Origin of the sequence: Pseudomonas sp. B21-032, from assembly GCF_024748965.1 — a bacterium.
Taxonomy (GTDB): domain Bacteria; phylum Pseudomonadota; class Gammaproteobacteria; order Pseudomonadales; family Pseudomonadaceae; genus Aquipseudomonas.
In genome coordinates this window covers 558,727-582,291 of sequence record NZ_CP087180.1, presented here as the reverse complement: position 1 = coordinate 582,291, position 23,565 = coordinate 558,727, and the positions used below count along the sequence as shown (strand labels likewise).

The following is a 23,565-nucleotide window of genomic DNA, read 5'->3' as shown; positions in this document are numbered from 1 at the left end:
GAGTAGCGCTCAGCCGCGGCGCAAATCCAGGGTAAAGGGTAGTTCCGGGTTCACCTGCGCCGATGGTATGTCCACTACACCCGGGCTGTGTCCGAGGCGGAAGAAGCGCGCCTGGCGCCGGCTCTGGGCTTCGTTGGCATTGACCGGCAGGGTCTGGTAGTTGCGACCGCCCGGATGCGCGACGTGGTACTGGCAACCGCCCAGTGAGCGGCCCATCCAGGTATCGAGCAAGTCGAACACCAGCGGCGCCTGCACCGCAATGGTTGGCTGCAGGCAATTGGCCGGCTGCCAGGCGCGATAGCGCACCGCCGCGACGAACTCACCGACGCGCCCGGTGGCTTGCAAGGGTAGCGCCCGACCGTTACAGGTCAGTTGATAACGCTCCGGCGGCAGGCCGCTGACCTTGACCTGCAGGCGCTCCAGCGACGAGTCGACATAACGCACCGTGGCACCGCCCGCGCCCTCCTCGCCCAGTACATGCCAGGGCTCCAGGGCCTGGCGCAGTTCCAGCTCGATGCCGTTGACGGCATAGTCGCCGACCTTGGGGAAGCGAAACTCCAGGTGCGCGGCAAACCACTCGGCACGCAGCGGGTAACCTGCGGCGTTGAGCTCGACCAGCACATCGGCAAAGTCCTGTTCGATAAAGTGCCCCAGCATGAACCGGTCATGCAGCTCGGTGCCCCAGCGGGCCAGGCGCTTGGGCGCATAGGGCTCACGCCAGAAACGCGCGACCAGGGCGCGCAGCAGCAGTTGCTGGACCAGGCTCATGCGCGCATGCGGCGGCATCTCGAAGGCGCGCAGTTCCAGCAACCCCAAACGCCCGGCCGGGCCGTCCGGGGAGTACAGCTTGTCGATGCAGAACTCGGCGCGGTGGGTATTGCCGGTGACATCGATCAGCAAGTTGCGCAGCAGCCGGTCGACCAGCCACGGCGGGCCTTCCTCGCCCGCTGCCGGCATTTGCGCGAAGGCGATCTCCAGCTCATACAACGCATCGTTACGCGCTTCATCCACCCGTGGCGCCTGGGAAGTCGGACCAATGAACAGGCCGGAAAACAGGTAGGAAAGCGACGGGTGATTGTGCCAGTAGCTGATCAGGCTACGTAGCAAGTCAGGGCGGCGCAGGAACGGCGAGTCGGCCGGGGTGGCGCCACCGAGGACAAAATGGTTGCCGCCACCGGTGCCCGTGTGTCGGCCGTCGATCATGAATTTTTCGCTGCTCAAGCGCGTCAGGCGCGCCTGCTCGTATAGGAACTCGGTGCGCTCCACCAGTTCGTCCCAACTGGCCGAAGGCTGCACGTTGACCTCGATGACGCCGGGGTCGGGAGTCACCTTGAAGTTGGCCAGGCGCGGATCGGCCGGCGGCTCGTAGCCTTCGAGGATGACCGGGCAATGCAGCTCGGCCGCGGTGGCTTCGATCACCGCAACCAGCTCGAGGTAATCCTGCAAGCGAGACAGCGGTGGCATGAACAGGTACAGGCGCCCTTCTCGCGGCTCTGCACACAGCGCGGTACGGGTCAGCCAGTCGGCCGAGGCATCGACCTCGGGGGCTGCGTGCTCCTGCTCATCGAGCGCCTGCCCGGCGCTGGCCTTGAGCAGTTGGTCACGATCAGGCAGATCGCCAAGCACCTGGTTGGGATCGGTCGGATGCACGTAGGGATATTCCGCGGCCTTGACCCAGGGCTGCGCCGCCAGCGGCAAGCGGTAACCCAGCGGCGAGTCGCCCGGCACCAGGCGGCAATGCTCATCGCGCAAGTACCAGCGTCCGCTCTGCCAGCGTTGCTCGTCGGCGCTGCGGACCAGCGGCAGCACCTGGCCGATGACCTTGTCCAGGCCCTGGCTGAACACCTTGCGCAGCCTAGCACGCTCCATCTCGTCGTCCAGGCGCGCAGCGTCGGGGCGCACGTTGGACGGCAGGCCGCCCTCGCGCCACAGGTAATAGAGTGAGTCTTCGTAGGCGCCGAAGACATAACGCGCAGGCAGCCTCAGCCGTTCGGCAACGCTGGCCAGGAAGCGCGCGGCCAGCGCGCTGTCGGCGCCGAGGTCCTGGTGTTGGTCGGCGATCAACGCCGGATTGTTCCACAGCGGCACACCATCACGCCGCCAAAAGCAGTTGAGCGACCAACGTGGCAGTTGCTCGCCCGGGTACCATTTGCCCTGGCCGAAGTGCACCAGGCCATGGGGCGCGTAATGCTTGTACAGGCGCTGGAACAGCTCACCGGCCAGGCGCCGTTTGTTCACGCCCAGCGCTGCGGTGTTCCACTCGGCGCCGTCAGGGTCGTCAATGGCCACGAAGGTTGGTTCACCGCCCATGGTCAGGCGCACGTCCGCTGCTTTCAGGTCGCTGTCTACCTGGCGCCCGAGGGCGACGATGGCCTGCCATTGTTCGTCGCTGTAGGGCAGCGTCACCCGCGGCGATTCCCACAGGCGCTCGACACTCATTTCATGCTCGAAAGTGCATTCGCAGGGCTCAACCAGGCCGCTGATCGGTGCCGCTGAAGTCGGATCGGGGCTACAAGCCAATGGGATATGCCCTTCCCCGGCAAACAGCCCGGAGGTGGCGTCCAGGCCGATCCAGCCGGCGCCGGGCAGGTACACCTCGCACCAGGCGTGCAGGTCGGTGAAGTCCTCTTCGGTGCCCGACGGGCCGTCCAGTGCCTTGATGTCGGCGGTCAGCTGAATCAGATAACCGGAGACGAACCGCGCCGCCAGGCCCAGGTGGCGCAACAACTGCACCAGTAGCCAGGCCGAGTCGCGGCAGGAGCCGGAACCCAGTTCCAGGGTCTGCTCCGGGGTTTGCACACCGGGCTCGAGGCGGATGAGGTAGCTGATGTCCTCGCTCAGGCGCTGATTGAGCGCCACCAGGAAATCGACACTGGCCTGGGGCGTGCGCTCGATGCTGTCCAGGTAGGTGGCGAACTTCGGCGTCAGCGGCAGTTGCTCCAGGTAGGGCAGCAGTTCGTGGCGTTCGTCTCGGCCATAACTGAAGGGAATCTGCTCGGCGTAGGGTTCGAGAAAGAAGTCGAACGGATTGAACACCGCCATCTCGGCGACCAGGTCGACTTCCACGCGCAGGCTGTCAGTCTTTTCCGGGAATACCAGGCGCGCCAGGTAGTTGCCCTGTGGGTCCTGCTGCCAATTGATGAAATGTCCGTCCGGCTGCACCTTCAGCCCGTAGGAGAGGATCCTCGTGCGGCTGTGAGCAGCCGGGCGCAGGCGAACGATTTGCGGGCCCAGTTCAACTGCACGGTCGTAGCGGTACTCGGTGACATGGTGCAAGGCGACATGAATCGACACGGCGGGCCTCCTGCGAGCCTGGGCGGTAGTGGAACCGCGCAAGACTTGTGCCATGGGCCCAGGCCTGCGATTCCCTGCATGCAGCCGGTACAGTCGCACCAAAAGCGCACCGTAGCGAGGCCGCCGTGCAAGCCTTGCACAGATTTGAGGCTTTGCCAGGAAGGAACACAGGTATCTGCTGTGAGAGCGGCGTTACGGCGATCCGACTTAACCCGCGATGCGCTGTGATTGACAGAGCGCTATCGCGGGGCAAGCCCGCTCCCACAGATGATGGCGTTTCAGTTAGCGCGGCAGAACCGGCTGGCGGGCGGGCTTTTTCTTGCCCTTGCCGCCCTTGGCGGCATCTTTGCGCGCCTTGGCCGCTTCCTGGTTGCGGGCAAACGCCGCCGCCTTGGCCTGTTCACGCTTGTCCCACGGCTTGGAACCATCGCTGGCACGCGGCGGCAAGCCGTTGTGCTGGGTAAGGATCTTCTGCTCTTTGGCCACCTTGTGGCTGCCGGCCGGGGTCGAGTTCTTGCGCCGAGCGCTCTGGTAGCTGTCGGTCGCCGGCTGGTGCAGCGGGATCAACTGGTGCTTGCCCGGGCCGATCAGGTCGGCGCGACCCATGCGCTCCAGGGCTTCACGCAGCATCGGCCAGCCCTTCGGATCGTGGTAGCGCAAAAAGGCCTTGTGCAGGCGGCGCTGCTGCTCGCTCTTGACGATGGTCACCGGGTCGCTCTTGTAAGTGACCTTGCGCAGCGGGTTCTTGCCCGAGTGGTACATGGCCGTGGCCGAGGCCATTGGCGACGGGTAGAACGCCTGCACCTGGTCGGCACGAAAGCCGTTGCCCTTGAGCCACAGGGCCAGGTTCATCATGTCTTCGTCGGTGGTGCCCGGGTGCGCGGCGATGAAGTACGGGATCAGGTACTGCTCTTTGCCCGCCTCTTTCGAGTACTTCTCGAACATGCGCTTGAAGCGGTCATAGCTACCGATGCCCGGCTTCATCATCTGGTTCAGCGGGCCTTCCTCGGTATGCTCCGGGGCAATCTTCAGGTAGCCGCCGACGTGGTGGGTCACCAGCTCCTTGACGTACTCCGGCGACTCTACCGCCAGGTCGTAACGCAGGCCCGAGGCGATGAGGATCTTCTTCACCCCTGGCAGGTCACGGGCGCTGCGGTACAGCTTGATCAGCGCCGAGTGGTCGGTGTTGAGGTTCGGGCAGATGCCCGGGAACACGCACGACGGCTTGCGGCACGCCGATTCGATCTCGGGGCTCTTGCAGGCGATGCGGTACATGTTCGCAGTCGGGCCGCCGAGGTCGGAGATGACCCCGGTAAAGCCGGGCACCTTGTCGCGAATCTCTTCGATCTCGCGAATGATCGACTCGTGCGAGCGGTTCTGGATGATGCGCCCTTCGTGCTCGGTGATCGAGCAGAAGGTGCAGCCGCCGAAGCAGCCGCGCATGATGTTCACCGAGAAGCGGATCATGTCGTAGGCAGGGATTTTTTCCTTGCCGTACGCCGGGTGCGGGATGCGCGCATAGGGCATGCCGAACACGTAGTCCATTTCTTCGGTGGTCATCGGAATGGGTGGAGGGTTGAACCACACGTCCACTTCGCCATGCTTCTGCACCAGGGCACGGGCGTTACCCGGGTTGGTCTCCAGGTGCAGCACGCGGTTGGCGTGGGCATAGAGCACCGGGTCGTTGCGGACCTTCTCGAACGACGGCAGGCGGATGACCGTCTTGTCACGGGTCATGCGCGGGCTGGCGAGGATCTGCACAACCTTGGCTTCGTTGGGGTCTTCGACCTCGCCCTTTTCCTGCTCGATGGCGCAGGCCTGGGTGTCCTGGGTGTTGACGTACGGGTTGATGATCTTGTCGACCTTGCCCGGACGGTCGATACGGGTCGAGTCGACCTCGTACCAGCCCTGCGGGGTATCACGGCGTACGAAGGCGGTGCCGCGAATGTCGGTGATGCTCTCGATCGACTCGCCGAACGACAGGCGCTGGGCCACTTCGACGATGGCCCGCTCGGCGTTGCCGTACAGCAGGATGTCGGCGCAGGCGTCGATCAGGATCGAATGACGGACCTTGTCCTGCCAGTAGTCGTAGTGAGCGATGCGGCGCAGGGAGGCTTCGATGCCGCCGAGGACGATCGGCACGTGCTTGTAGGCTTCCTTGCAGCGCTGGCTGTACACCAGGCTGGCGCGGTCCGGACGCTTGCCGGCCATGCCGCCCGGGGTATAGGCGTCGTCGGAGCGGATCTTCTTGTCAGCGGTGTAGCGGTTGATCATCGAATCCATGTTGCCGGCCGCGACGCCGAAGAACAGGTTCGGCTCGCCGAGCTTCATAAAGTCGTCTTTGGACTGCCAGTCCGGCTGGGCAATGATGCCCACGCGAAAGCCCTGGGCTTCCAGCAGGCGGCCAATGATGGCCATGCCGAACGACGGATGGTCGACGTAGGCATCACCGGTCACGATGATGATGTCGCAGGAATCCCAGCCGAGCTGATCCATCTCCTCCCTGCTCATCGGCAGGAACGGTGCTGGCCCGAAGCATTCGGCCCAGTACTTGGGATAGTCGAAAAGTGGTTTGGCTGCTTGCATGTCAGTGACCGGTGGCTAATCGATGAAAAATCGCGGGCGCGGAATATAGCACAAAAATTGACCAATTCCGACGCTCAAGGTCGGAATTGTCCAAATTGCCCTTACTCGTCGTCGTCGAAGTTGTAACTGCCCGGCGCGAGGTTTTCGAAGCGTGTGTACTTGCCGATGAAGGCCAGGCGGATAAAGCCGATTGGGCCGTTCCGCTGCTTGCCGATGATGATTTCGGCAATGCCCTTGTGCTCGGTCTCCGGGTGGTACACCTCGTCGCGGTAAACGAACATGATCACGTCGGCGTCCTGCTCGATCGCACCCGACTCGCGCAAGTCGGAGTTCACCGGGCGCTTGTTCGGCCGCTGTTCGAGGGAGCGGTTGAGCTGCGACAGGGCAACTACCGGGCAGTTGAACTCTTTGGCCAGGGCCTTGAGCGAGCGGGAGATCTCGGAAATCTCGTTGGTACGGTTGTCGCCGCTGGAGCCCGGGATCTGCATCAGCTGCAGGTAGTCGATCATAATCAGGGCGATGTCACCGTGCTCGCGCACCAGGCGGCGGGTCCGGGCGCGCATTTCCGACGGGCTGATGCCGGCGGTGTCATCGATGAACAGCTTGCGGTCGTTGAGCAGGTTGACCGCCGAGGTCAGCCGCGGCCAGTCGTCGTCTTCAAGCTGGCCGGAGCGCACCTTGGTCTGGTCGATGCGCCCGAGCGACGACAGCATACGCATGATCAGCGATTCACCTGGCATCTCCAGCGAGTACACCAGCACCGCCTTGTCGCTGCGCAGTACCGCGTTCTCGACCAGGTTCATGGCGAAGGTGGTCTTACCCATCGACGGCCGGCCGGCGACGATGATCAGGTCGGCCGGCTGCAGGCCGCTGGTCTTCTCGTCGAGGTCGGTGTAGCCGGTGGACAGGCCGGTGATCGCGCTGTCGGTATTGAACAGCGTGTCGATGCGGTCGATGGCCTTGGTCAGCAGGTCGTTGACGCCCACCGGGCCACCGGTCTTCGGCCGCGCTTCGGCGATCTGGAAGATCTGCCGTTCGGCTTCGTCGAGGATCTCGGCAGCATTGCGCCCTTGCGGGTTGAAGGCGCTGTCGGCGATCTCGTTGCTGATGCTGATCAGCTGACGCAGGGTTGCCCGCTCGCGGATGATCGCGGCATAGGCCTTGATGTTGGCCACCGACGGGGTGTTCTTGGCCAGTTCGCCCAGGTAACCCAGGCCGCCAACCTGCGAACTCAGGCCTTCCTTGTCCAGCTGCTCGTGCAGGGTTACCACGTCGAACGGGGCGTTCTGGTCAGCGAGCTTGTGGATGGCGCGGAAGATCAGGCGGTGGTCATGCCGATAGAAGTCGCCGTCGGAGACTTGATCGAGCACGCGCTCCCAGGCGTTGTTGTCCAGCATCAAGCCACCGAGCACGGCCTGTTCGGCCTCGATGGAATGCGGCGGCACCTTCAGGGCAGCGGTTTGCAGATCATATTGCTCGGGGGCGGTTATCTCGTTCATGGCCACGCAGGAATCAGGGTGATGAAAAAGACAAAGGGCACGACCTGCAAAGCAGGATCGTGCCCGATGTTAACCGGCTGACACCCAAGGTGCCAGCCGATCGGTACAGCTTAGGCTGCGACAACAACCACGCGAACGGTGGCTTCAACGTCGCTGTGCAGGTGCACGGCAACGTCGTATTCGCCGACGTTACGGATGGTGCCGTTCGGCAGACGAACTTCGGCTTTAGCCACTTCAACGCCGGAGGCGGTCAGGGCATCAGCGATGTCGTGGGTGCCGATCGAACCGAACAGCTTGCCTTCGTCACCGGCGGTGGCAGTGATGGTCACTTCCAGCTCAGCCAGTTGGGCAGCGCGAGTTTCGGCCGAAGCTTTTTTCTCTGCAGCGATTTTTTCCAGCTCAGCACGACGCTCTTCGAACGCAGCCAGGTTGGCAGCGGTCGCAGCGGTGGCTTTGCCGAATGGCAGCAGGTAGTTACGACCGTAACCGGACTTAACTTTTACCTTGTCGCCCAGGTTGCCCAGGTTGGCGACTTTTCCAGCAGGATCAGTTCCATTTGGTAATAACCTCTTAACTTTTAACCTTCACCGTTCGCGGAATCGTTATCGGCACCTTTTGGGGGCGCCTTGCGACCGCGAAAATCAATCAGGCTGTCGACAATGGCCAGGACCACGAGCAACGGATAAGTCAGCTGCATAAACAGCACCAGCGTCACGTACAACCCGACCAGCCAGAACTTGGCCAGTCGTCCTTGCGCCACCAGCCCATGCAGCAGAGCGAGCCCTGCAAACATCAGCGGTATGCTGCACAGGGGTGTCAACATCGCCAGCTCAGGACCGAAATTCGGCCCCACCAGCATGAGCACCACCAGCACCAGCGCCGGCACCAGGGGGAGCCTGACCGCTTGAAACTCGCGACCAAAACCACCCGGGTTATACAACAACGCCTGCCAGTAACGGCCCAACATCAGGGCCAGCACACTGACGGCTTGCAACAACGCCGCAATCAGGCCGACGAGCACCGGTGCAATAAGGCTTCCAAGGCGGCCCCGCTCCTCTACCGATAACTGTTGGTAGAGACCGTCGAGCATCTGCGGCAGGGCTTTTTCAAGCGCTCCAGCCAGAGCTTCAATCGGTTCGCGGAACACCGAACCCAGTACAACCCCGTACACCAGGCCCATGCCGATGCTGAACAACAGCACCCGGTTCCAGGACTGCCCGGCGCGCAACAGCGCCGCCAGACCCAGCGTACCCAGCAACACCATCAAGGTGCGCGGCTCGCCGAAGAACCACCAGGCCATCGCCGGCAACAAAGCCCAGGCGAGGACACCGGAAGCGTCCTTGAAACCGCGCCGCAGGAACACCAGGCTCCCGGCGGCGGCACTCAACCAGAACAACAGCGGCAAAGCCGCACAACCCACCACCACGAGGGTGGCTTGCACGCGACCACGCATGATGAAATCAGCCAAGGCGCGCATGCATTTTATCCTTTGCTACTTGTCGACGACCCGGTCTCAGCGGCCGTGGCTGTCGGTGTAGGGCAGCAGGGCCAGGAAGCGGGCGCGCTTGATAGCGGTAGCCAGCTGACGCTGATAACGAGCTTTGGTACCGGTGATACGGCTTGGAACGATTTTGCCGGTTTCGGATACATAAGCTTTCAGGGTGTTGAGATCTTTGTAATCGATCTCTTTCACGTCTTCAGCAGTGAAGCGGCAGAATTTACGACGACGGAAGAAACGTGCCATGTAATAGGCTCCTCAAAAGGTCCGTGGATTACTCGTCAGCGTTATCGCTGTTGTCGCTGTCATCACTATCAGCGCTTTCGGCGCTTTCGTGCTCAGGACGGTCGCGACGCTCACGGCGCTCACTGCGGTTCTCTTCAGCCTTGAGCATCTCGGACTGGCCGGTAACGGCTTCGTCGCGACGGATGACCAGGTTACGGATCACGGCATCGTTGTAGCGGAAGTTGTCTTCCAGCTCGGCCAGGGCCTTGCCGGTGCACTCAACGTTCAGCATCACGTAGTGAGCCTTGTGAACATTGTTGATTGCATAGGCCAGTTGACGACGGCCCCAGTCTTCCAGACGGTGGATTTTACCGCCGTCTTCTTCGATCAGCTTGGTGTAACGCTCAACCATGCCGCCGACTTGCTCGCTCTGGTCAGGGTGGACCAGAAAGATGATTTCGTAATGACGCATGAATGCTCCTTACGGGTTGTAGTCTGCCACCAGAGTGGTCAGACAAGGAGTGAAGGACACTTGTATGTCTTGCCCTGGGAAGAGGCGCGTGAACGCCTGCCAACATGGCAAGGGGCGCAATTGTAGAGAAGCGCCGGGGGACAAGCAAGGTCATTGGTGATTATTTGAACAGCCTTAAAAGCATCGCGGGTCCAGCCCGCTCCCACAAGGACCTGTGGGAGCGGGCTGGACCCGCGATAGATGCAACGCCGAAATCAAGCCTGGCGCTTTGCCTGGCGCTGACGAACGGCCTCGAACAGGCACACGCCCGTCGCCACCGACACGTTCAGGCTGCTGACGCTGCCGGCCATCGGCAGCTTGACCAGAAAATCACAGTGCTCGCGGGTCAAGCGGCGCATGCCCTTGCCCTCGGCGCCCATGATCAGGATGGTCGGGCCGGTCAGGTCCTGCTGATACAGCTCTTGCTCGGCCTCGCCCGCAGTACCGACCACCCACAAGCCACGTTGCTGGAGCTTCTCCAGAGTCCGCGCCAGGTTGGTGACCGCCACCAGCGGAATGACTTCTGCCGCACCGCAGGCCACTTTCCGAACCGCTGGGGTCAAGGTCGCCGACTTGTCTTTGGGCACCACCACCGCCAGCGCGCCGGCGGCATCGGCGGTGCGCAGGCAGGCGCCGAGGTTGTGCGGGTCGGTAACGCCGTCGAGTACCAGGATCAACGGCGCGCCTTCAGTGCGGTCGAGCAGCTCTTCAAGCATCGCCTCGCCCCAGACCTGGCTCGGGCTGACTTCAGCCACCACGCCCTGGTGCACGCCTTCAACCCAGGCATCCATCTCGCGGCGTTCAGCCTGGCCGACCGCCACGCGGTTTTGCCCGGCCAGCTCCAGCAGCGCCTGCAGGCGCGGCTCGCTACGGCCTTCGGACAGCCAGATCTGCTTGACCCGCTTGGGGTGGTGACGCAACAGGGCTTCCACGGCATGCACGCCGTAGATTTTTTCCAACTGACTCATGACTTGGCCTTGGGTTTACGTGACGCGGAGCCGGCTTTCGGCGGCCCTTTACGATGCTTGCTCGGTTTTTCCGATTTGCCCGACTTCGACGCAGGCTTGCCGCCTGCGTGCTTGGCATCGGACATCAAGGCCTTTTTCATTTCCCGACTCTTGCGCACTTCAGCGTTGTTGGCCACGGCATTGGCTGGGAAATAGGCTTCGGCAGTTTCGTTCTTGCGGCTGCGACGGGCAGGCTCTGCAGCCTTGGCCGGCGCCTCGGCCTTCTTGTCGAGCACCGGCACCGGCTTGCCGTCTTGCGGGCGCACGCCTTCACCACGCTGCTTGCGGCCAATCGGCGCCTTGAGGGTGTTCTCGGCCATCTCGAAGTCGATCTTGCGCTGCTCGAGATCGACGCGCATCACCCGCACTTCGACGGTATCGCCCAGGCGGAAGCTGCGCCCGGTACGCTCACCGGCCAGGCGGTGGTGCACAGGGTCGAAGTGGTAGTAGTCGCCCGGCAGGGCACTGACATGGACCATGCCTTCGACGTAGATGTCGGTCAGCTCGACGAACAGGCCAAAGCCGGTCACCGCGGTGATCACACCCGGGAAGCTCTCGCCGACGCGGTCTTTCATGTACTCGCACTTGAGCCAGTTGACCACGTCGCGGGTGGCCTCGTCGGCACGCCGCTCGCTCATCGAGCACTGCTCGCCGAGCTGCTCCAGGGTCGCCTCGTCGTACGGGTAGATGCGCGCCTTGGGGATGCTCATGGCACCGGCACGCTTGACGTGCGGGGTTTCCTGACGCGAACGGATCACGCTGCGGATCGCCCGGTGGGTCAGCAGGTCCGGGTAGCGGCGGATCGGCGAGGTGAAGTGGGTGTACGCCTCGTAGTTCAGGCCGAAGTGGCCGTTGTTGTCGGCGCTGTACACCGCCTGGCTCAGCGAGCGCAGCATCACGGTCTGGATCAGGTGGAAATCCGGGCGGTCGGCGATGCTCGCCAACAATGCCTGGTAATCCTTGGGCGACGGACCGTCCTTGCCCTTGTGCAGGGACAAGCCCAGCTCGCCGAGGAAGGCCCGCAGTTTTTCCAGGCGCTCCGGTGGCGGGCCGTCGTGAACACGGTACAGGGCCGGAATTTCGTGCTTCTTGAGGAACTCGGCGGTGGCCACGTTGGCCGCCAGCATGCACTCTTCGATCAGCTTGTGAGCGTCGTTGCGCACGGTCGGGCGGATTTCGGCAATCTTGCGCTCGGAACCGAAGATGATCCGCGTTTCCTGGGTTTCGAAGTCGATCGCGCCACGGGTATGACGGGCCGCCAGCAGCACCTTGTACAGCGCATAGAGCTGCTTGAGGTCCGGCACCACTTCGCTGTACTGCTCGCGCAGGGCCTTGCCTTCGCGGGTACGAGCGTGTTCGAGCATGCTGCTGACCTTGTTGTAGGTCAGGCGTGCATGGGAGTGGATCACCGCTTCATAGAACTGGTAATCGACCATCTGCCCGGACTTGTTGATGGTCATTTCACAGACCATCGCCAGGCGGTCGACGTGCGGGTTCAGCGAGCACAGGCCGTTGGACAGCTCTTCAGGCAGCATCGGAACCACGCGCTCGGGGAAGTACACCGAGTTGCCGCGCACCTGGGCTTCGGCATCCAGGGCAGAGCCCAGGCGCACGTAGCTGGAAACGTCGGCAATCGCCACGTACAGGCGCCAGCCACCGGAGAACAGGCGCAATTTGCCCAGGCTCTCGCAGTACACCGCATCGTCGAAGTCGCGCGCGTCTTCGCCGTCAATGGTGACGAACGGCAGGTGACGCAGGTCGACGCGGTGCTCTTTGTCTTTCTCTTCGACTTCCGGCTTGAGCTTGCGCGCTTCCTTGATCACCGCTTCTGGCCAGACGTGCGGAATGTCGTAGCTGCGCAGGGCAACGTCGATTTCCATGCCCGGGGCCATGTAGTTGCCGATCACTTCGGTAACGTCGCCCTGGGGCTGGAAGCGCGGGGTCGGCCAGTGGGTGATCTTGACTTCGACGAACTGGCCGATCTTGGCACCGCCGTTACGCCCCGGGGTGATCAGCACTTCTTGCTGGACCTTGGGGTTGTCGGGGGTGACAAAGCCGATACCGCCTTCTTCGAAGTAGCGGCCAACGATGCTTTCGTGGGCGCGGGAGATCACTTCGACCACCACGCCTTCGCGGCGGCCACGGCGATCCAGGCCGGAAACCCGGGCCAGGGCGCGGTCGCCATCGAACACCAGGCGCATTTGCGCAGGGCTCAGGAACAGGTCGTCGCTGCCGTCATCCGGGATCAGGAAGCCAAAGCCGTCACGGTGGCCGGCGATGCGGCCGAGGATCAGGTCGAGCTTGTCTACCGGGGCATAAGTGCCGCGCCGGGTATAGATCAGCTGGCCGTCACGCTCCATCGCGCGCAGACGGCGGCGCAGGGCTTCGATCTGGTCTTCGGTGGTCAGGCCGAACTCCTCGACCAGCTGCTCACGGGCTGCCGGCGAGCCGCGCTCGTCCAGACGCTGGAGGATCAGCTCACGGCTAGGAATAGGGTTTTCGTATTTTTCCGCTTCACGAGCGGCCTCGGGATCGAGGGTCTGCCAATCGGCCATTAGGAGGGGTTCACCTTGTCTATATAAGGGTTAGTTTGGCATAGGCGTATTGAAACCGGAAATTTCAGGCTTGGACAGCCCTGTCAGAGCCCCCTGGATGCTGCCAAAACCATCATAAGGAACAACGACTTGAATTTTTTAAGATTTTTTCTGAACGGGGGTTTACAGCTCTCAGGAGCATCCGTATAGTGCGCACCACAACGACGGACACCGTCGTTATAGTTGAGAAGCAGCACGATGTGAAGCATCATGTTCCTCAGCGAAATGCCCAGATGGTGAAATTGGTAGACACGCCAGCTTCAGGTGCTGGTGACCTTACGGTCGTGGAAGTTCGAGTCTTCTTCTGGGCACCAATTTCAAATCTTAGAACTGCCGCTGGCTTCTGAGATTTACTGCAACACGCTACACTGTTTTCGTTACAAGCTACACCGCTTCATTTTGCCCAGATGGTGAAATTGGTAGACACGCCAGCTTCAGGTGCTGGTGACCTTACGGTCGTGGAAGTTCGAGTCTTCTTCTGGGCACCAATTCAGATCAAACCCGCGAAAGCGGGTTTTTTCGTTTCTGCCCTACCCTTTTCCTCGCCTGCAATCCCGAAACGACCGATAGCCTGCTCATGAATTTTCCCTCACAAGGGCATTTGAGAAGCGATATCGATTATCATTGTTTCCAGATATGTAGCCGCAAGCGAGGAAGTACCCGCATGACGTTCCGCAATAACCCCCTGTTGCGCGGCCTGGCCGTCTCTGTTTTCGCCATGCTGCTCGGCACCCCAGCCGCCATGGCCGCCGACCCGGTGTCGCTGACCCTGTACAACGGCCAGCACAAGGAAATCGGTGAAGCCATCGCCAAGGCCTACGAGGCCAAGACCGGCATCCACATCAATATCCGCAAGGGCAGCAGCAACCAGCTGGCCAGCCAGATCATCGAAGAAGGTGATCGCTCCCCCGCCGACGTCATCTACACCGAAGAATCGCCACCGCTGAACAACCTCGGCGAACTGGGCCTGCTGGCCAAGATCGATGATTCGACCCTGCAGGTCCTGCCCAAGGAATACGTCGCCGCCAACGGTACCTGGATGGGCGTTACCGCACGCACCCGCGTGGTCGCCTTCAACCCCAAGGTAATCGACGAGAAAGACCTGCCACCTTCAGTGATGGACTTTGCCGACCCCGAGTGGGACGGCAAGATCGGTTTCGTGCCGACCAGCGGCGCCTTCCAGGAACAGGCCGTGGCCATCCTCAAGCTGCACGGTCGCGAGGCCGCCGAAGAATGGCTGACCGGCCTCAAGGCCTTCGGCAAGACCTACACCAACAACATGGTTGCGCTCAAAGCCGTGGAGAATGGCGAAGTGGCGGCCGTGCTGGTCAACAATTACTACTGGTATGCCCTGAAGAAAGAGCGCGGCCAGCTGGATTCGAAACTCTATTACCTGGCCGACGGCGACGTCGGTGGCCTGGTGACCATCTCCAGCGCCGCGGCGGTAAAAGCCAGCAAGCACCCGAAAGAAGCCCAGGCCCTGCTGGCCTGGATGGCCAGCGAAGAAGGCCAGCGGGTAATCACCCAGACCACTGCCGAGTATCCGCTGCATAAAGGCATGGTCTCGGACCAGGGCCTGAAGCCCTTCGAAGACCTGCGTCCGCCAAAAATCACCCCGGCCGACCTGGGTAACGCTGAAGAAGCCCTGGAACTCGAACGCGAAGTTGGCCTGCTGTAATGAGCGCAGCCCTGCCCGCGGTCGCACTGGCCAGCCGTTATATTCCCAAGCGCAAGCGCCCGTCGATCTGGGTGGTGCTGCCGGTGCTGCTGCTGGTCGGGCTGAGCCTGCTGCCGCTGCTGTACGTGGCGCTGAAAACCTGGGAAGCCGGCTGGCGCGAAGCCTTGCACTTGCTCTGGCGCCCGTTCGTCTGGGGCCTGATGCGCAACACCCTGATGCTGATGGCCGGCGTCACCCTGGCCTGCATGGCCTTGGGTGTATCCCTGGCCTGGTTGCTGGAGCGCAGTGACCTGCCCGGACGGCGCCTGTGGGGCGTGATCCTGTGCCTGCCGTTTGCCGTGCCAGCCTTTGTCAGCGGCTTTACCTGGGTGTCGCTGAGCCCGCGCTTCGAAGGCCTGGGCGGTGCCATCCTGGTGATGAGCCTGTCCAAGTACCCACTGGTGTTCCTGCCGGTGGCGGCGACCCTGCGCAACCTCGATACCTCGCTGGAAGAATCGGCACGGACCCTGGGGCAGACGCGCTGGGGGGTGTTCTGGCGCATCACCCTGCCACTGCTGTGGCCGTCGATCATTGGTGGCAGCCTGCTGATTGCCCTGCACATGCTGGTGGAGTTCGGCGCCCTGTCGATCCTCGGCCTGCAGACCTTTACCACGGCGATCTACCAGCAATTTGAGCTGGAGTTCAGCAACGCCAACGCCGCGATGCTCTCGGCAGTGCTGTTGTTCATGTGCCTGCTGATGCTCTGGCTGGAGCTGCGTGTGCGCGGCAAGGCCCGCCATGTGCGCATCGGCCAGGGCGTGGCGCGGCGCGGTGCGCCGATTCGCCTGCGCGGGTGGATGCCGGTCGGGCAGCTGTATTGCCTGGTCCTGGCGCTGCTGGGCAGCGGTATTCCACTGGGCATGCTCGGTTACTGGCTGAGCGTTGGTTCGTCGGCGGCCTTTCCGGTGGCCGATATCAGTCGCGCGCTGTTCTCATCGTTGTCGCTATCGCTGGGTGGTGCCGGATTGAGCTTGCTGCTGGCACTGCCGGTGAGTTTCCTGGTGGTGCGCTACAAGGGCCGCCTGGCGATCTGGGCCGAACGCCTGCCGTACCTGCTGCACGCCCTGCCCGGCCTGGTGATCGCCCTGACCCTGGTGTACTTCGCCCTGCACTATGTGCCGGCGCTGTACCAAACCACTGGCTTGCTGCTGCTGGCCTACGCGCTGCTGTTCCTGCCCCTGGCCCAGGCGCCGGTGCGCACAGCCTTGAACAAGGCGGCGCCGCAGCTCGAAGAGGCCGCCCGCACCTTGGGCGCAACCCAGTTCACGGCGTTTTGCCGGGTGACCCTGCCGATCATCTTCCCGGCCCTGGCGGCGGCGTTCGCACTGGTGTTCCTGGACGCCATGAAGGAGCTGACCGCAACCCTGCTGCTCAGCCCGACCGGCATGACCACCCTGGCCACCGAAGTGTGGGCGCATACCGCCAACGTCGAGTTCGCGGCGGCAGCGCCCTATGCGGCGTTGCTGATCCTGGTGTCGGGGCTGCCGGTGTACCTGCTGACCACGCGGATGTATCTGAACCGCGCGTGATACCTGAAAAGCATCGCGGGGCAAGTCGAGTCGTCGCACCGCCGCTCCCACCGTGGGAGCGGCGGTGCGACGACTCGACTTGCCCCGCGATTACTCTCACGCGCGGAACTGCCCCAGGCTGGCCTTGAGCTGCGCCGCCAGGTCATCGAGCACCTTGCTGCTGGCGGTGGTTTGCAGCACCACCTCGGCAGCCCGCTCGGCCTGGGCGTGAATGGTCTGCACCCGGCCACGCACGGCCTGCGCGCCATGAGCCTGCTGCTCGGCCGCACGGGTAGCCAGGCCAATCGCCGCATGCACCTGCTCAACCGATGCCTGCACCGTTTGCTGCAAGCGCGCGTTGTCGCGCAGCACCAGCAGGCCTTCGCTAGCCTGGCGCCCGGCCTGGCTGATCGCCGCCACTGCCTCTTTGGCGCCCTGCTGCAATGCGCCGATGTGCGCCTGGATATCGCCGGTCGAGCTTTGGGTCTTGCTCGCCAGTGCTCGCACCTCATCGGCCACCACGGCAAAACCGCGCCCGGTTTCCCCGGCGCGCGCCGCTTCGATGGCCGCGTTGAGCGCCAGCAGGTTGGTCTGTTCGGCAATGCCGTGAATTACCGTCAGCACCACCTCGATCTGCTCGCTTTGCTGGGCCAGGCGCTCGATGACCTTGGAGCCGGTCTCGACCTGCCCGGCCAGGTCTTCGATAAGCTTGGCCACCTGGGTGGAAGTGCGGCTGTTCTCGTCAGTGGCCTGGCGAATATCCACCACCTGCTGCAGGGCCGATTGCATCGCCTGGCTTTCGGCCTGGGCCTCATCGGCCATGCTCGACAGGTCGCGCAGGCTGGCGGCGACTTCATCACGCTGCAGCTCGGCAGCAGCATCGGCGCCAGCATTGCGCTGGGTCATGGCGCCGATCTCGATGCCGGTACGCTGGGCCACTTCGCCAGCCTCACGCACAATAGGCTGCAGCTTGGCGACGAACTGGTTGACCGCCGCCGCCATGTCGCCGATCTCGTCGCGACTGTCGATGGAAACACGCTTGGTCAGATCACCCTCACCCGCCGCCAGGTCGTTCAGTGCCGCAATCAGCAGGCGCAGCTTGTTGACCACGCGCCGCCCCAGCACCACGGCGACCACCAGCAGCACGCCCAGGCCGACCAGGGCCAGCCCCACGCCGATGTTCCAGCGCAGGGTCGCGGCCGCGTCCTGAACGCTTTGCGAGGTGTTGGCCTGCATACCGGCAGCACTGCCCTGCGCTGCTTCCAGGCGCGCGCGCAAAGCCTTGTTGCTGTCGGCGGCGGCACCCACCAGGCTGTCGCCGACCAACTGATCACCGCTGGCGATCAACGCCGAGAAGCGCTTGTCCAGCGCCACCAGCTCGTGGTCGACCACGGCCGTGGAAACGCCCATCAATACCTTGCCGATCTCGACCCCGTTAGGGTTGATCGAGGCCTCGACGAAGTACACCGAAGGGTCGTTGCGCGCGGCGTCCAGTACCTTGTCCAGCGCCCGCTCGCCCTGGCCCTTTTCCAGCAGCGCCTGGTTGATCGGGTTCTGCCGGTTGAGGTAGCGGGTCAAGTGCTGACCCTGGGCGTCGTCGTACACCACGAACAGCACGCTAGGGTTGCGCTGGGCCCGGCGGGAGAACTCCGACAGGGTCGGCACGTCGTTGTCCCACATGGCCCGTGGCGCCACCGAGGCGAGCAGTTCGGCCATGTCGTTGGCCGAATCCTTGAGGTTCTTTTCCAGGGTCGCGCGCAACTGCGCCTGCTCATCCTGCAAACGCGTGGACAAACCTGCGGTCAGGCGCTGGCGGGTACTGGCGGAGAGGCTGTCGAGCCCGGAGCTGACTTCGCGCCCGGCCTGCTCAAGCTCGGCGGAAAGTTGCTGGCTATCGGCGGCCAGACGCTTGCCCAGATCGGCCTCAAGGGCTGTGACCGTGCTCCGGGTCAGCGCGACCGCGACCAGCACTTGCACCAAAAGAGCGATACCGAGGGCAACAAAGACAGGCCGCAACAGGCGGCTTCGTAACAGTGAGAGAACGGCGGACACGAAAGAACCCTCTACTTCTGGGGCCATTAAAGTGATGGCACCACTGGAGTGATTCTTACAGCAAAGGTTGTGCCGATCAGCCGACAGAAACGACAAAGGCCCCTATCAAGGGGCTTTTGTCTTTACATCAGTCGCGAATCAGGCGAACGGATGACGCAGCACGATGGTCTCGTTGCGGTCCGGGCCGGTGGAGATGATGTCGATCGGCGCGCCGACCAGCTCTTCCACACGCTTGATGTAGGCACGGGCGTTGGCCGGCAGTTCTTCCAGGGTCTTGGCACCCAGGGTCGACTCGCTCCAGCCCGGCATTTCTTCGTACACCGGCTCCAGGCCGATGTAGCTGTCGGCGTCGGTCGGGGCATCGATGACCGCACCGTTCTCGTTCTTGTAGCCAACGCAGATACGGATGGTTTCCAGGCCGTCGAGCACGTCCAGCTTGGTCAGGCACAGGCCGGAGATGCTGTTGACGTCGATGGCGCGACGCAGGATCACGGCATCGAACCAGCCGCAACGGCGGGCGCGACCGGTGGTGGCGCCGAACTCGTGACCACGCTTGGCCAGGAAGGCACCGACGTCATCGAACAGTTCGGTCGGGAACGGGCCCGAGCCAACGCGGGTGGTGTAGGCCTTGGTGATACCGAGGATGTAGTCCAGGTACATAGGGCCAACGCCCGAACCGGTAGCGATGCCACCAGCGGTGGTGTTGGAACTGGTCACGAACGGGTAGGTACCGTGGTCGATGTCCAGCAGCGAGCCCTGGGCGCCTTCGAACATGATGTCCTTGCCGGCGCGACGCAGGTTGTGCAGCTCGGCGGTGACGTCGAGCATCATCGGCTTGAGCAGCTCGGCGTATTCCATGCACTCGTCCAGGGTCTTCTGGAAATCGATTGCAGGTTCTTTGTAGTAATTGACCAGCACGAAGTTGTGGTAGTCCAGCAGCTCGCCGAGCTTGGCAGCGAAACGCTCGCGGTGGAACAGGTCACCGATGCGCAGGCCGCGACGGGCGACCTTGTCTTCGTAGGCCGGGCCGATGCCGCGACCGGTGGTGCCGATCTTCTGCTCGCCACGGGCTTTTTCACGAGCCTGGTCGAGGGCCACGTGGTAGGACAGGATCAGCGGGCAGGAAGGGCTGATGCGCAGGCGCTCGCGCACCGGTACGCCTTTCTCTTCGAGCTTGTTGATTTCACGCAGCAGGGCGTCCGGTGCTACCACCACGCCGTTGCCGATCAGGCACTGCACGCCTTCGCGCAGCACGCCCGACGGGATCAGGTGCAGCACGGTCTTCTCACCGTCGATCACCAGGGTGTGGCCTGCGTTGTGGCCACCCTGGTAGCGCACTACGGCGGCAGCATGTTCGGTCAGCAGATCAACGATCTTGCCTTTGCCCTCATCACCCCACTGGGTGCCCAGGACTACGACATTCTTACCCATAACACTTGTCCTCATTCGCGCAAACTTGGCGCCGGCTCGTGCCGGCGGGGAATCTCAAATGGCCAGCGGCAGAACCTGCCAAAGCCCGTTTTGCTGAATCAATTGCCGATCGCAATCCGCCTCTACGGCGGCAGTCAATGGCTGCCCAGGCAAGGCCTGAACCACCCGCTGACCTTCACTGCGCAATTGGCAGACCAACTGCCAGAGTGCCGCATCGCTGCTGTCGGGCATCCAGATCCCGCCAGACGGCAATACCACCTCGGCTCGCCCCAGTGTGACCAGGGTCTTCAAATCCGTGGAGAAACCGGTGGCCGGGCGTGCCCGGCCAAAGTCCGCTCCGATGTCGTCGTAACGACCGCCCTGGGCGATCGACTGACCGACACCCGGGACGAACGCGGCAAACACCACACCGGTGTGGTAGTGGTAGCCGCGCAACTCGCCCAGGTCAAAATACAGCGGCAGCCCGGGATAACGCGTGGCCAGCCGCTCGGCGATCGCCATCAGGTCATCCAGTGCCGCCAGTACCGCAGCCGGTGCACGACCCAGGCGCACGCGCGCCTCGGCCAGCACTTCACGGCCACCGCACAGCTCGGTGAGCGAGCGCAACATAGCGGCGAGGTCCGCTGGCAGCTTGGCAGTCAGCTCGATCACTTCGTCGACGGCCTTGCGCTGCAGGGCATCGAACAACTGCTGCTCGATTGCTCCGGACAGACCGGCGGCGCGGGCCAGGCCACGGTAGATACCGACATGACCGAGGTCCATGTGCACGTCCGGCACATCGGCCAGTTGCAGCATGGCCAGCATCAGGCTGATCACCTCGACATCGCTGACCGGGCTGGCGTCGCCGTACAGCTCGGCACCGAGCTGGATCGGGCTGCGCGACGTCGACAGCGCCCGCGGCAAGGCGTGCAGCACGCTGCCGGCATAGCACAGGCGGCTCGGGCCTTCACGACGCAGGGTATGCGCATCGATGCGCGCAACCTGTGGAGTGATGTCGGCACGGAAACCCATCTGCCGGCCCGATTGCGGGTCGATGACCTTGAAGGTCCGCAGGTCCAGGTCCTGGCCGGCACCGGTGAGCAGCGATTCCAGGTACTCGATATGCGGGGTCACGACAAAGTCATAACCCCAGCTCTGGAACAGATCCAACACCTGCCGACGCGCGATCTCGATGCGCGCCGCCTCAGGTGGCAGTACTTCTTCGATGCCATCTGGCAGCAGCCAGCGGTCTACCGTTGCCATTACGCCATTTCCCCTATGGTCCGGGCGGCTTGCCCGCGGGCGAGCCTTGAGTGAAGCAGGTATCGGCAAACAATGGCGCGCAGCACCGATTCCAGCGCTACCGCCGTGCCTATACCCTCGAATACCTTGGGCTGCTCTGTAGACCCGAGCCGGGTTTGAACCGTTCGATCTTGCAGACGCAAAAAAGCCGGGAATTTCCCGGCTGCCGCATCATACACCCGTTTTCTCGCGGGATCACCCCGCCAGGCGTTTTAGCCGCCCGGCGGGGTAGATGCTTATGGCTTGGACTTGCCCATGAAGCGGAAGAAGTCGCTGCTCGGATCGAGCACCAGCACATCGCTCTTGTCGGCAAAGCTCTCGCGGTAAGCCTTGAGGCTGCGATAGAACGCGTAGAAGTCCTGGTCCTGACCGTAGGCCTTGGCGTAGATCGACGCCGCCTGGGCATCACCGTCACCGCGGGTTTCTTCCGATTCCCGGTAGGCTTCGGCCAGCAGAACCCGGCGCTGACGATCGGCGTCGGCACGAATGCCTTCAGCCAGCTCGTTACCCTTGGCACGGTGCTCGCGGGCTTCACGCTCACGCTCGGTGCTCATGCGCTCGAACACGCTGCGGTTGACTTCCTTGGGCAGGTCGATGGCTTTGACGCGAACGTCGACCACTTCAATACCCAGCTCCTTGCTGGCCATGCGATTCAGCGAGGCAGTGATGTCAGCCATCAGCGCGTCACGTTCACCGGAGACCACTTCGTGCAGGGTGCGTTTACCGAACTGGTCACGCAGGCCGCTTTCCAGACGGCGCGACAGACGTTCGTCGGCAATCTGCTTGAGGCCCGAGGTCGCGGTGTAGAAGCGCTCGGCATCCTTGACCCGCCATTTGGCGTAGGCATCGACCATCACCGCTTTCTTTTCCAGGGTCAGGAAGCGCTGGGTCGGGGCGTCCAGGGTCATCAGGCGGGCGTCGAACTTGCGCACCTGGTTGACGTAAGGAACCTTCACATGCAGGCCGGGCTGGACATCAGCCTGGACCACACGACCAAATTGCAGGAGTACCGCACGCTCGGTCTGGGCCACGATGTAGAAGCTGTTCCAGGCCACGATCCCCAGCACCACGGCCACGATCAGGGCGATCAGCGATTTATTGCTCATCAGCGGCTCTCCCTAGTACGCAACTGTGTTTGCTGCTGTTGCAGTTCCGCCGCACGGGCCGCATCAGCGTTGGCCGAAGGCGCAGCGCTGGTGGTCGGCGCAATACGCGAACCACTGTTCTGGATCATCTTGTCGAGCGGCAGGTACAGCAGGTTGCTCTGACCGTCCTTGCCGGAGACCAGGACCTTGCTGGTGTTGCTGTAGACTTCCTGCATGGTGTCCAGGTACAAGCGCTGACGGGTCACTTCAGGGGCCTTGCGGTACTCGGCGACCAGCTTGGTGAAGCGGTCGGCCTCACCCTTGGCGCGCGAGACGACTTCGTCGCGGTAACCGTTGGCGTCCTCGATGATCCGCTGGGCCTGACCACGGGCTTCTGGCACCACGCCATTGGCGTAGGACTCGGCCTGGTTGCGGGCACGCTGCTCGTCTTCACGGGCACGGATCACGTCATCGAAAGCTTCCTGCACTTCACGCGGGGCTGCCGCGCTCTGTACGTTGACCTGGGTGACGGTGATACCGGTACGGTAGGTGTCGAGGAAACGCTGCAGGCGCTCCTTGATTTCCACGGCCATCTGCTCACGACCTTCGGTCAGTACCTTGTCCATTGCGGTGGAACCCACCACATGACGCAGGGCGCTGTCGGTCGCGTGCTGCAGGCTGACTTCAGGCTGATCGACGTTCAGCACGAAATCCTGCAGGTTGGTGATCTTGTACTGCACGGTCAGCGGCACCTCGACGATGTTCTCGTCTTCGGTCAGCATCTGCCCCTGCTTGGTATAGGCACGTTCGCGGGTAACGTTCTCCATGTACTTGCGATCGATCGGCGGGAAGTAGATGTTCAGGCCCGGCCCTACGGTTTCGTAGTATTTGCCGAAGCGCAGCACGACTGCCTGCTCCTGTTCGTCGACCACGTACACGGCGCTGTACAGCCAGATAGCTGCAAGCACGGCGAGACCGATACCGAGCAGGCCGAAGCCACCGCCCTTGCCGATGCCGCCATCACCACCGCGTTTCTTGCCACTGCCGAACATGCCGTTCAGGCTGTCCTGCAGCTTGCGGAAGGCCTCGTCGAGATCCGGTGGCCCTTTCTTGTCGCCACCACGGCGCCCGCCCCACGGATCCTGATTGTTCGAGTTGCCACCCGGCTCATTCCAAGCCATAGCGCTCTCCATCTGATAAAGCAAAGACGCGCCCACGGCGCGCCGTCCAATGCTACAGAATGCCTGTCACGGCTGCCCGACCGCGTCGCCGGGCAT

15 protein-coding genes, 2 tRNA genes and 2 pseudogenes are annotated in these 23,565 nt (G+C 63.0%); 4 read left to right on the top strand and 15 right to left on the bottom strand.

What is annotated here, in order from left to right; genetic code table 11:
- Positions 1-9: 9 nt before the first annotated feature.
- From LOY54_RS02555 to rnr, 9 genes and pseudogenes are all read right to left on the bottom strand, one after another.
- Entirely contained in the window at positions 10-3,294 is a 3,285-nt protein-coding gene (locus LOY54_RS02555) for a DUF2126 domain-containing protein (RefSeq protein ID WP_258609122.1), read from the bottom strand.
- Positions 3,295-3,576: 282 nt separating this feature from the next.
- Positions 3,577-5,880: a YgiQ family radical SAM protein gene (locus tag LOY54_RS02550; protein ID WP_045196880.1), complete on the bottom strand. Its 2,304-nt coding sequence runs from the start codon at positions 5,878-5,880 to the stop codon at positions 3,577-3,579.
- 101 nt (positions 5,881-5,981) lie between these two features.
- A complete protein-coding gene (gene dnaB, locus LOY54_RS02545; protein WP_045196878.1) occupies positions 5,982-7,379 on the bottom strand; it encodes a replicative DNA helicase in 1,398 nt (465 codons plus the stop codon).
- A 110-nt stretch (positions 7,380-7,489) separates the two neighbouring features.
- Positions 7,490-7,935, bottom strand: a pseudogene (gene rplI, locus LOY54_RS02540) (50S ribosomal protein L9).
- 21 nt (positions 7,936-7,956) lie between these two features.
- Entirely contained in the window at positions 7,957-8,856 is a 900-nt protein-coding gene (locus LOY54_RS02535) for a hypothetical protein (protein WP_045196874.1), read from the bottom strand.
- A gap of 36 nt (positions 8,857-8,892) precedes the next feature.
- Positions 8,893-9,123, bottom strand: coding sequence for a 30S ribosomal protein S18 (gene rpsR, locus LOY54_RS02530; protein WP_009403887.1), 231 nt, complete (start codon positions 9,121-9,123; stop codon positions 8,893-8,895).
- Positions 9,124-9,151: 28 nt separating this feature from the next.
- Positions 9,152-9,574, bottom strand: coding sequence for a 30S ribosomal protein S6 (gene rpsF, locus LOY54_RS02525; RefSeq protein WP_045196870.1), 423 nt, complete (start codon positions 9,572-9,574; stop codon positions 9,152-9,154).
- Positions 9,575-9,828: 254 nt separating this feature from the next.
- Entirely contained in the window at positions 9,829-10,581 is a 753-nt protein-coding gene (gene rlmB, locus LOY54_RS02520) for a 23S rRNA (guanosine(2251)-2'-O)-methyltransferase RlmB (protein ID WP_045196868.1), read from the bottom strand.
- On the bottom strand, positions 10,578-13,175 hold the full coding sequence (gene rnr / locus LOY54_RS02515) for a ribonuclease R (protein WP_045196866.1): 2,598 nt from the start codon (positions 13,173-13,175) through the stop codon (positions 10,578-10,580). The genes rlmB and rnr overlap by 4 nt, the downstream gene beginning before the upstream one ends.
- A gap of 266 nt (positions 13,176-13,441) precedes the next feature.
- On the opposite strand from rnr, the gene LOY54_RS02510 reads away from it, so the two are divergent.
- The 4 genes from LOY54_RS02510 (at position 13,442) to LOY54_RS02495 (ending at position 16,460) form a co-directional block, all read left to right on the top strand.
- Positions 13,442-13,528, top strand: a tRNA-Leu gene (locus tag LOY54_RS02510).
- 87 nt (positions 13,529-13,615) lie between these two features.
- Positions 13,616-13,702 (top strand) — tRNA-Leu (locus tag LOY54_RS02505).
- Positions 13,703-13,878: 176 nt separating this feature from the next.
- Entirely contained in the window at positions 13,879-14,892 is a 1,014-nt protein-coding gene (locus tag LOY54_RS02500; protein ID WP_045196863.1) for an extracellular solute-binding protein, read from the top strand.
- On the top strand, positions 14,892-16,460 hold the full coding sequence (locus LOY54_RS02495; RefSeq protein WP_258609119.1) for an iron ABC transporter permease: 1,569 nt from the start codon (positions 14,892-14,894) through the stop codon (positions 16,458-16,460). Before LOY54_RS02500 ends, LOY54_RS02495 begins: the two co-directional genes overlap by 1 nt.
- A 96-nt stretch (positions 16,461-16,556) precedes the next feature.
- On the opposite strand, the gene LOY54_RS27515 is transcribed toward LOY54_RS02495, so the two are convergent.
- From LOY54_RS27515 to hflK, 6 genes and pseudogenes are all read right to left on the bottom strand, one after another.
- On the bottom strand, positions 16,557-17,261 hold the full coding sequence (locus LOY54_RS27515; protein ID WP_408980577.1) for a methyl-accepting chemotaxis protein: 705 nt from the start codon (positions 17,259-17,261) through the stop codon (positions 16,557-16,559).
- Between the two features lie 201 nt (positions 17,262-17,462).
- A pseudogene (locus LOY54_RS27510) lies at positions 17,463-17,675 on the bottom strand (methyl-accepting chemotaxis protein); the annotation flags it as partial.
- Positions 17,676-18,629: 954 nt separating this feature from the next.
- The gene (locus LOY54_RS02485) at positions 18,630-19,922 is read right to left on the bottom strand and encodes an adenylosuccinate synthase (RefSeq protein WP_010221599.1); all 1,293 of its coding nucleotides are present in this window, start codon (positions 19,920-19,922) and stop codon (positions 18,630-18,632) included.
- A gap of 54 nt (positions 19,923-19,976) precedes the next feature.
- Complete coding sequence (locus LOY54_RS02480) at positions 19,977-21,164, bottom strand: ATP phosphoribosyltransferase regulatory subunit (protein ID WP_045193730.1); 1,188 nt, start codon at positions 21,162-21,164, stop codon at positions 19,977-19,979.
- A 275-nt stretch (positions 21,165-21,439) separates the two neighbouring features.
- Positions 21,440-22,309, bottom strand: coding sequence for a protease modulator HflC (gene hflC, locus LOY54_RS02475; RefSeq protein ID WP_045193732.1), 870 nt, complete (start codon positions 22,307-22,309; stop codon positions 21,440-21,442).
- Positions 22,309-23,469 carry an FtsH protease activity modulator HflK gene (gene hflK, locus LOY54_RS02470; RefSeq protein WP_045193733.1) on the bottom strand — a complete coding sequence of 387 codons (1,161 nt, stop codon included), beginning with the start codon at positions 23,467-23,469 and terminating at the stop codon, positions 22,309-22,311. The genes hflC and hflK overlap by 1 nt, the downstream gene beginning before the upstream one ends.
- Positions 23,470-23,565 lie beyond the last annotated feature (96 nt).

Excerpts from the sequence above, each read along its gene's own strand:
- LOY54_RS02550 (WP_045196880.1), bottom strand. The coding sequence starts at position 5,880 with ATGCAAGCAGCCAAACCACTTTTCGACTATCCCAAGTACTGGGCCGAA.
- dnaB (WP_045196878.1), bottom strand. The coding sequence starts at position 7,379 with ATGAACGAGATAACCGCCCCCGAGCAATATGATCTGCAAACCGCTGCC.
- LOY54_RS02535 (WP_045196874.1), bottom strand. The coding sequence starts at position 8,856 with ATGCGCGCCTTGGCTGATTTCATCATGCGTGGTCGCGTGCAAGCCACC.
- rpsR (WP_009403887.1), bottom strand. The coding sequence starts at position 9,123 with ATGGCACGTTTCTTCCGTCGTCGTAAATTCTGCCGCTTCACTGCTGAA.
- rpsF (WP_045196870.1), bottom strand. The coding sequence starts at position 9,574 with ATGCGTCATTACGAAATCATCTTTCTGGTCCACCCTGACCAGAGCGAG.
- rlmB (WP_045196868.1), bottom strand. The coding sequence starts at position 10,581 with ATGAGTCAGTTGGAAAAAATCTACGGCGTGCATGCCGTGGAAGCCCTG.
- rnr (WP_045196866.1), bottom strand. The coding sequence starts at position 13,175 with ATGGCCGATTGGCAGACCCTCGATCCCGAGGCCGCTCGTGAAGCGGAA.
- LOY54_RS02500 (WP_045196863.1), top strand. The coding sequence starts at position 13,879 with ATGACGTTCCGCAATAACCCCCTGTTGCGCGGCCTGGCCGTCTCTGTT.
- LOY54_RS02495 (WP_258609119.1), top strand. The coding sequence starts at position 14,892 with ATGAGCGCAGCCCTGCCCGCGGTCGCACTGGCCAGCCGTTATATTCCC.
- LOY54_RS27515 (WP_408980577.1), bottom strand. The coding sequence starts at position 17,261 with ATGGCCGATGAGGCCCAGGCCGAAAGCCAGGCGATGCAATCGGCCCTG.
- LOY54_RS02485 (WP_010221599.1), bottom strand. The coding sequence starts at position 19,922 with ATGGGTAAGAATGTCGTAGTCCTGGGCACCCAGTGGGGTGATGAGGGC.
- LOY54_RS02480 (WP_045193730.1), bottom strand. The coding sequence starts at position 21,164 with ATGGCAACGGTAGACCGCTGGCTGCTGCCAGATGGCATCGAAGAAGTA.
- hflC (WP_045193732.1), bottom strand. The coding sequence starts at position 22,309 with ATGAGCAATAAATCGCTGATCGCCCTGATCGTGGCCGTGGTGCTGGGG.
- hflK (WP_045193733.1), bottom strand. The coding sequence starts at position 23,469 with ATGGCTTGGAATGAGCCGGGTGGCAACTCGAACAATCAGGATCCGTGG.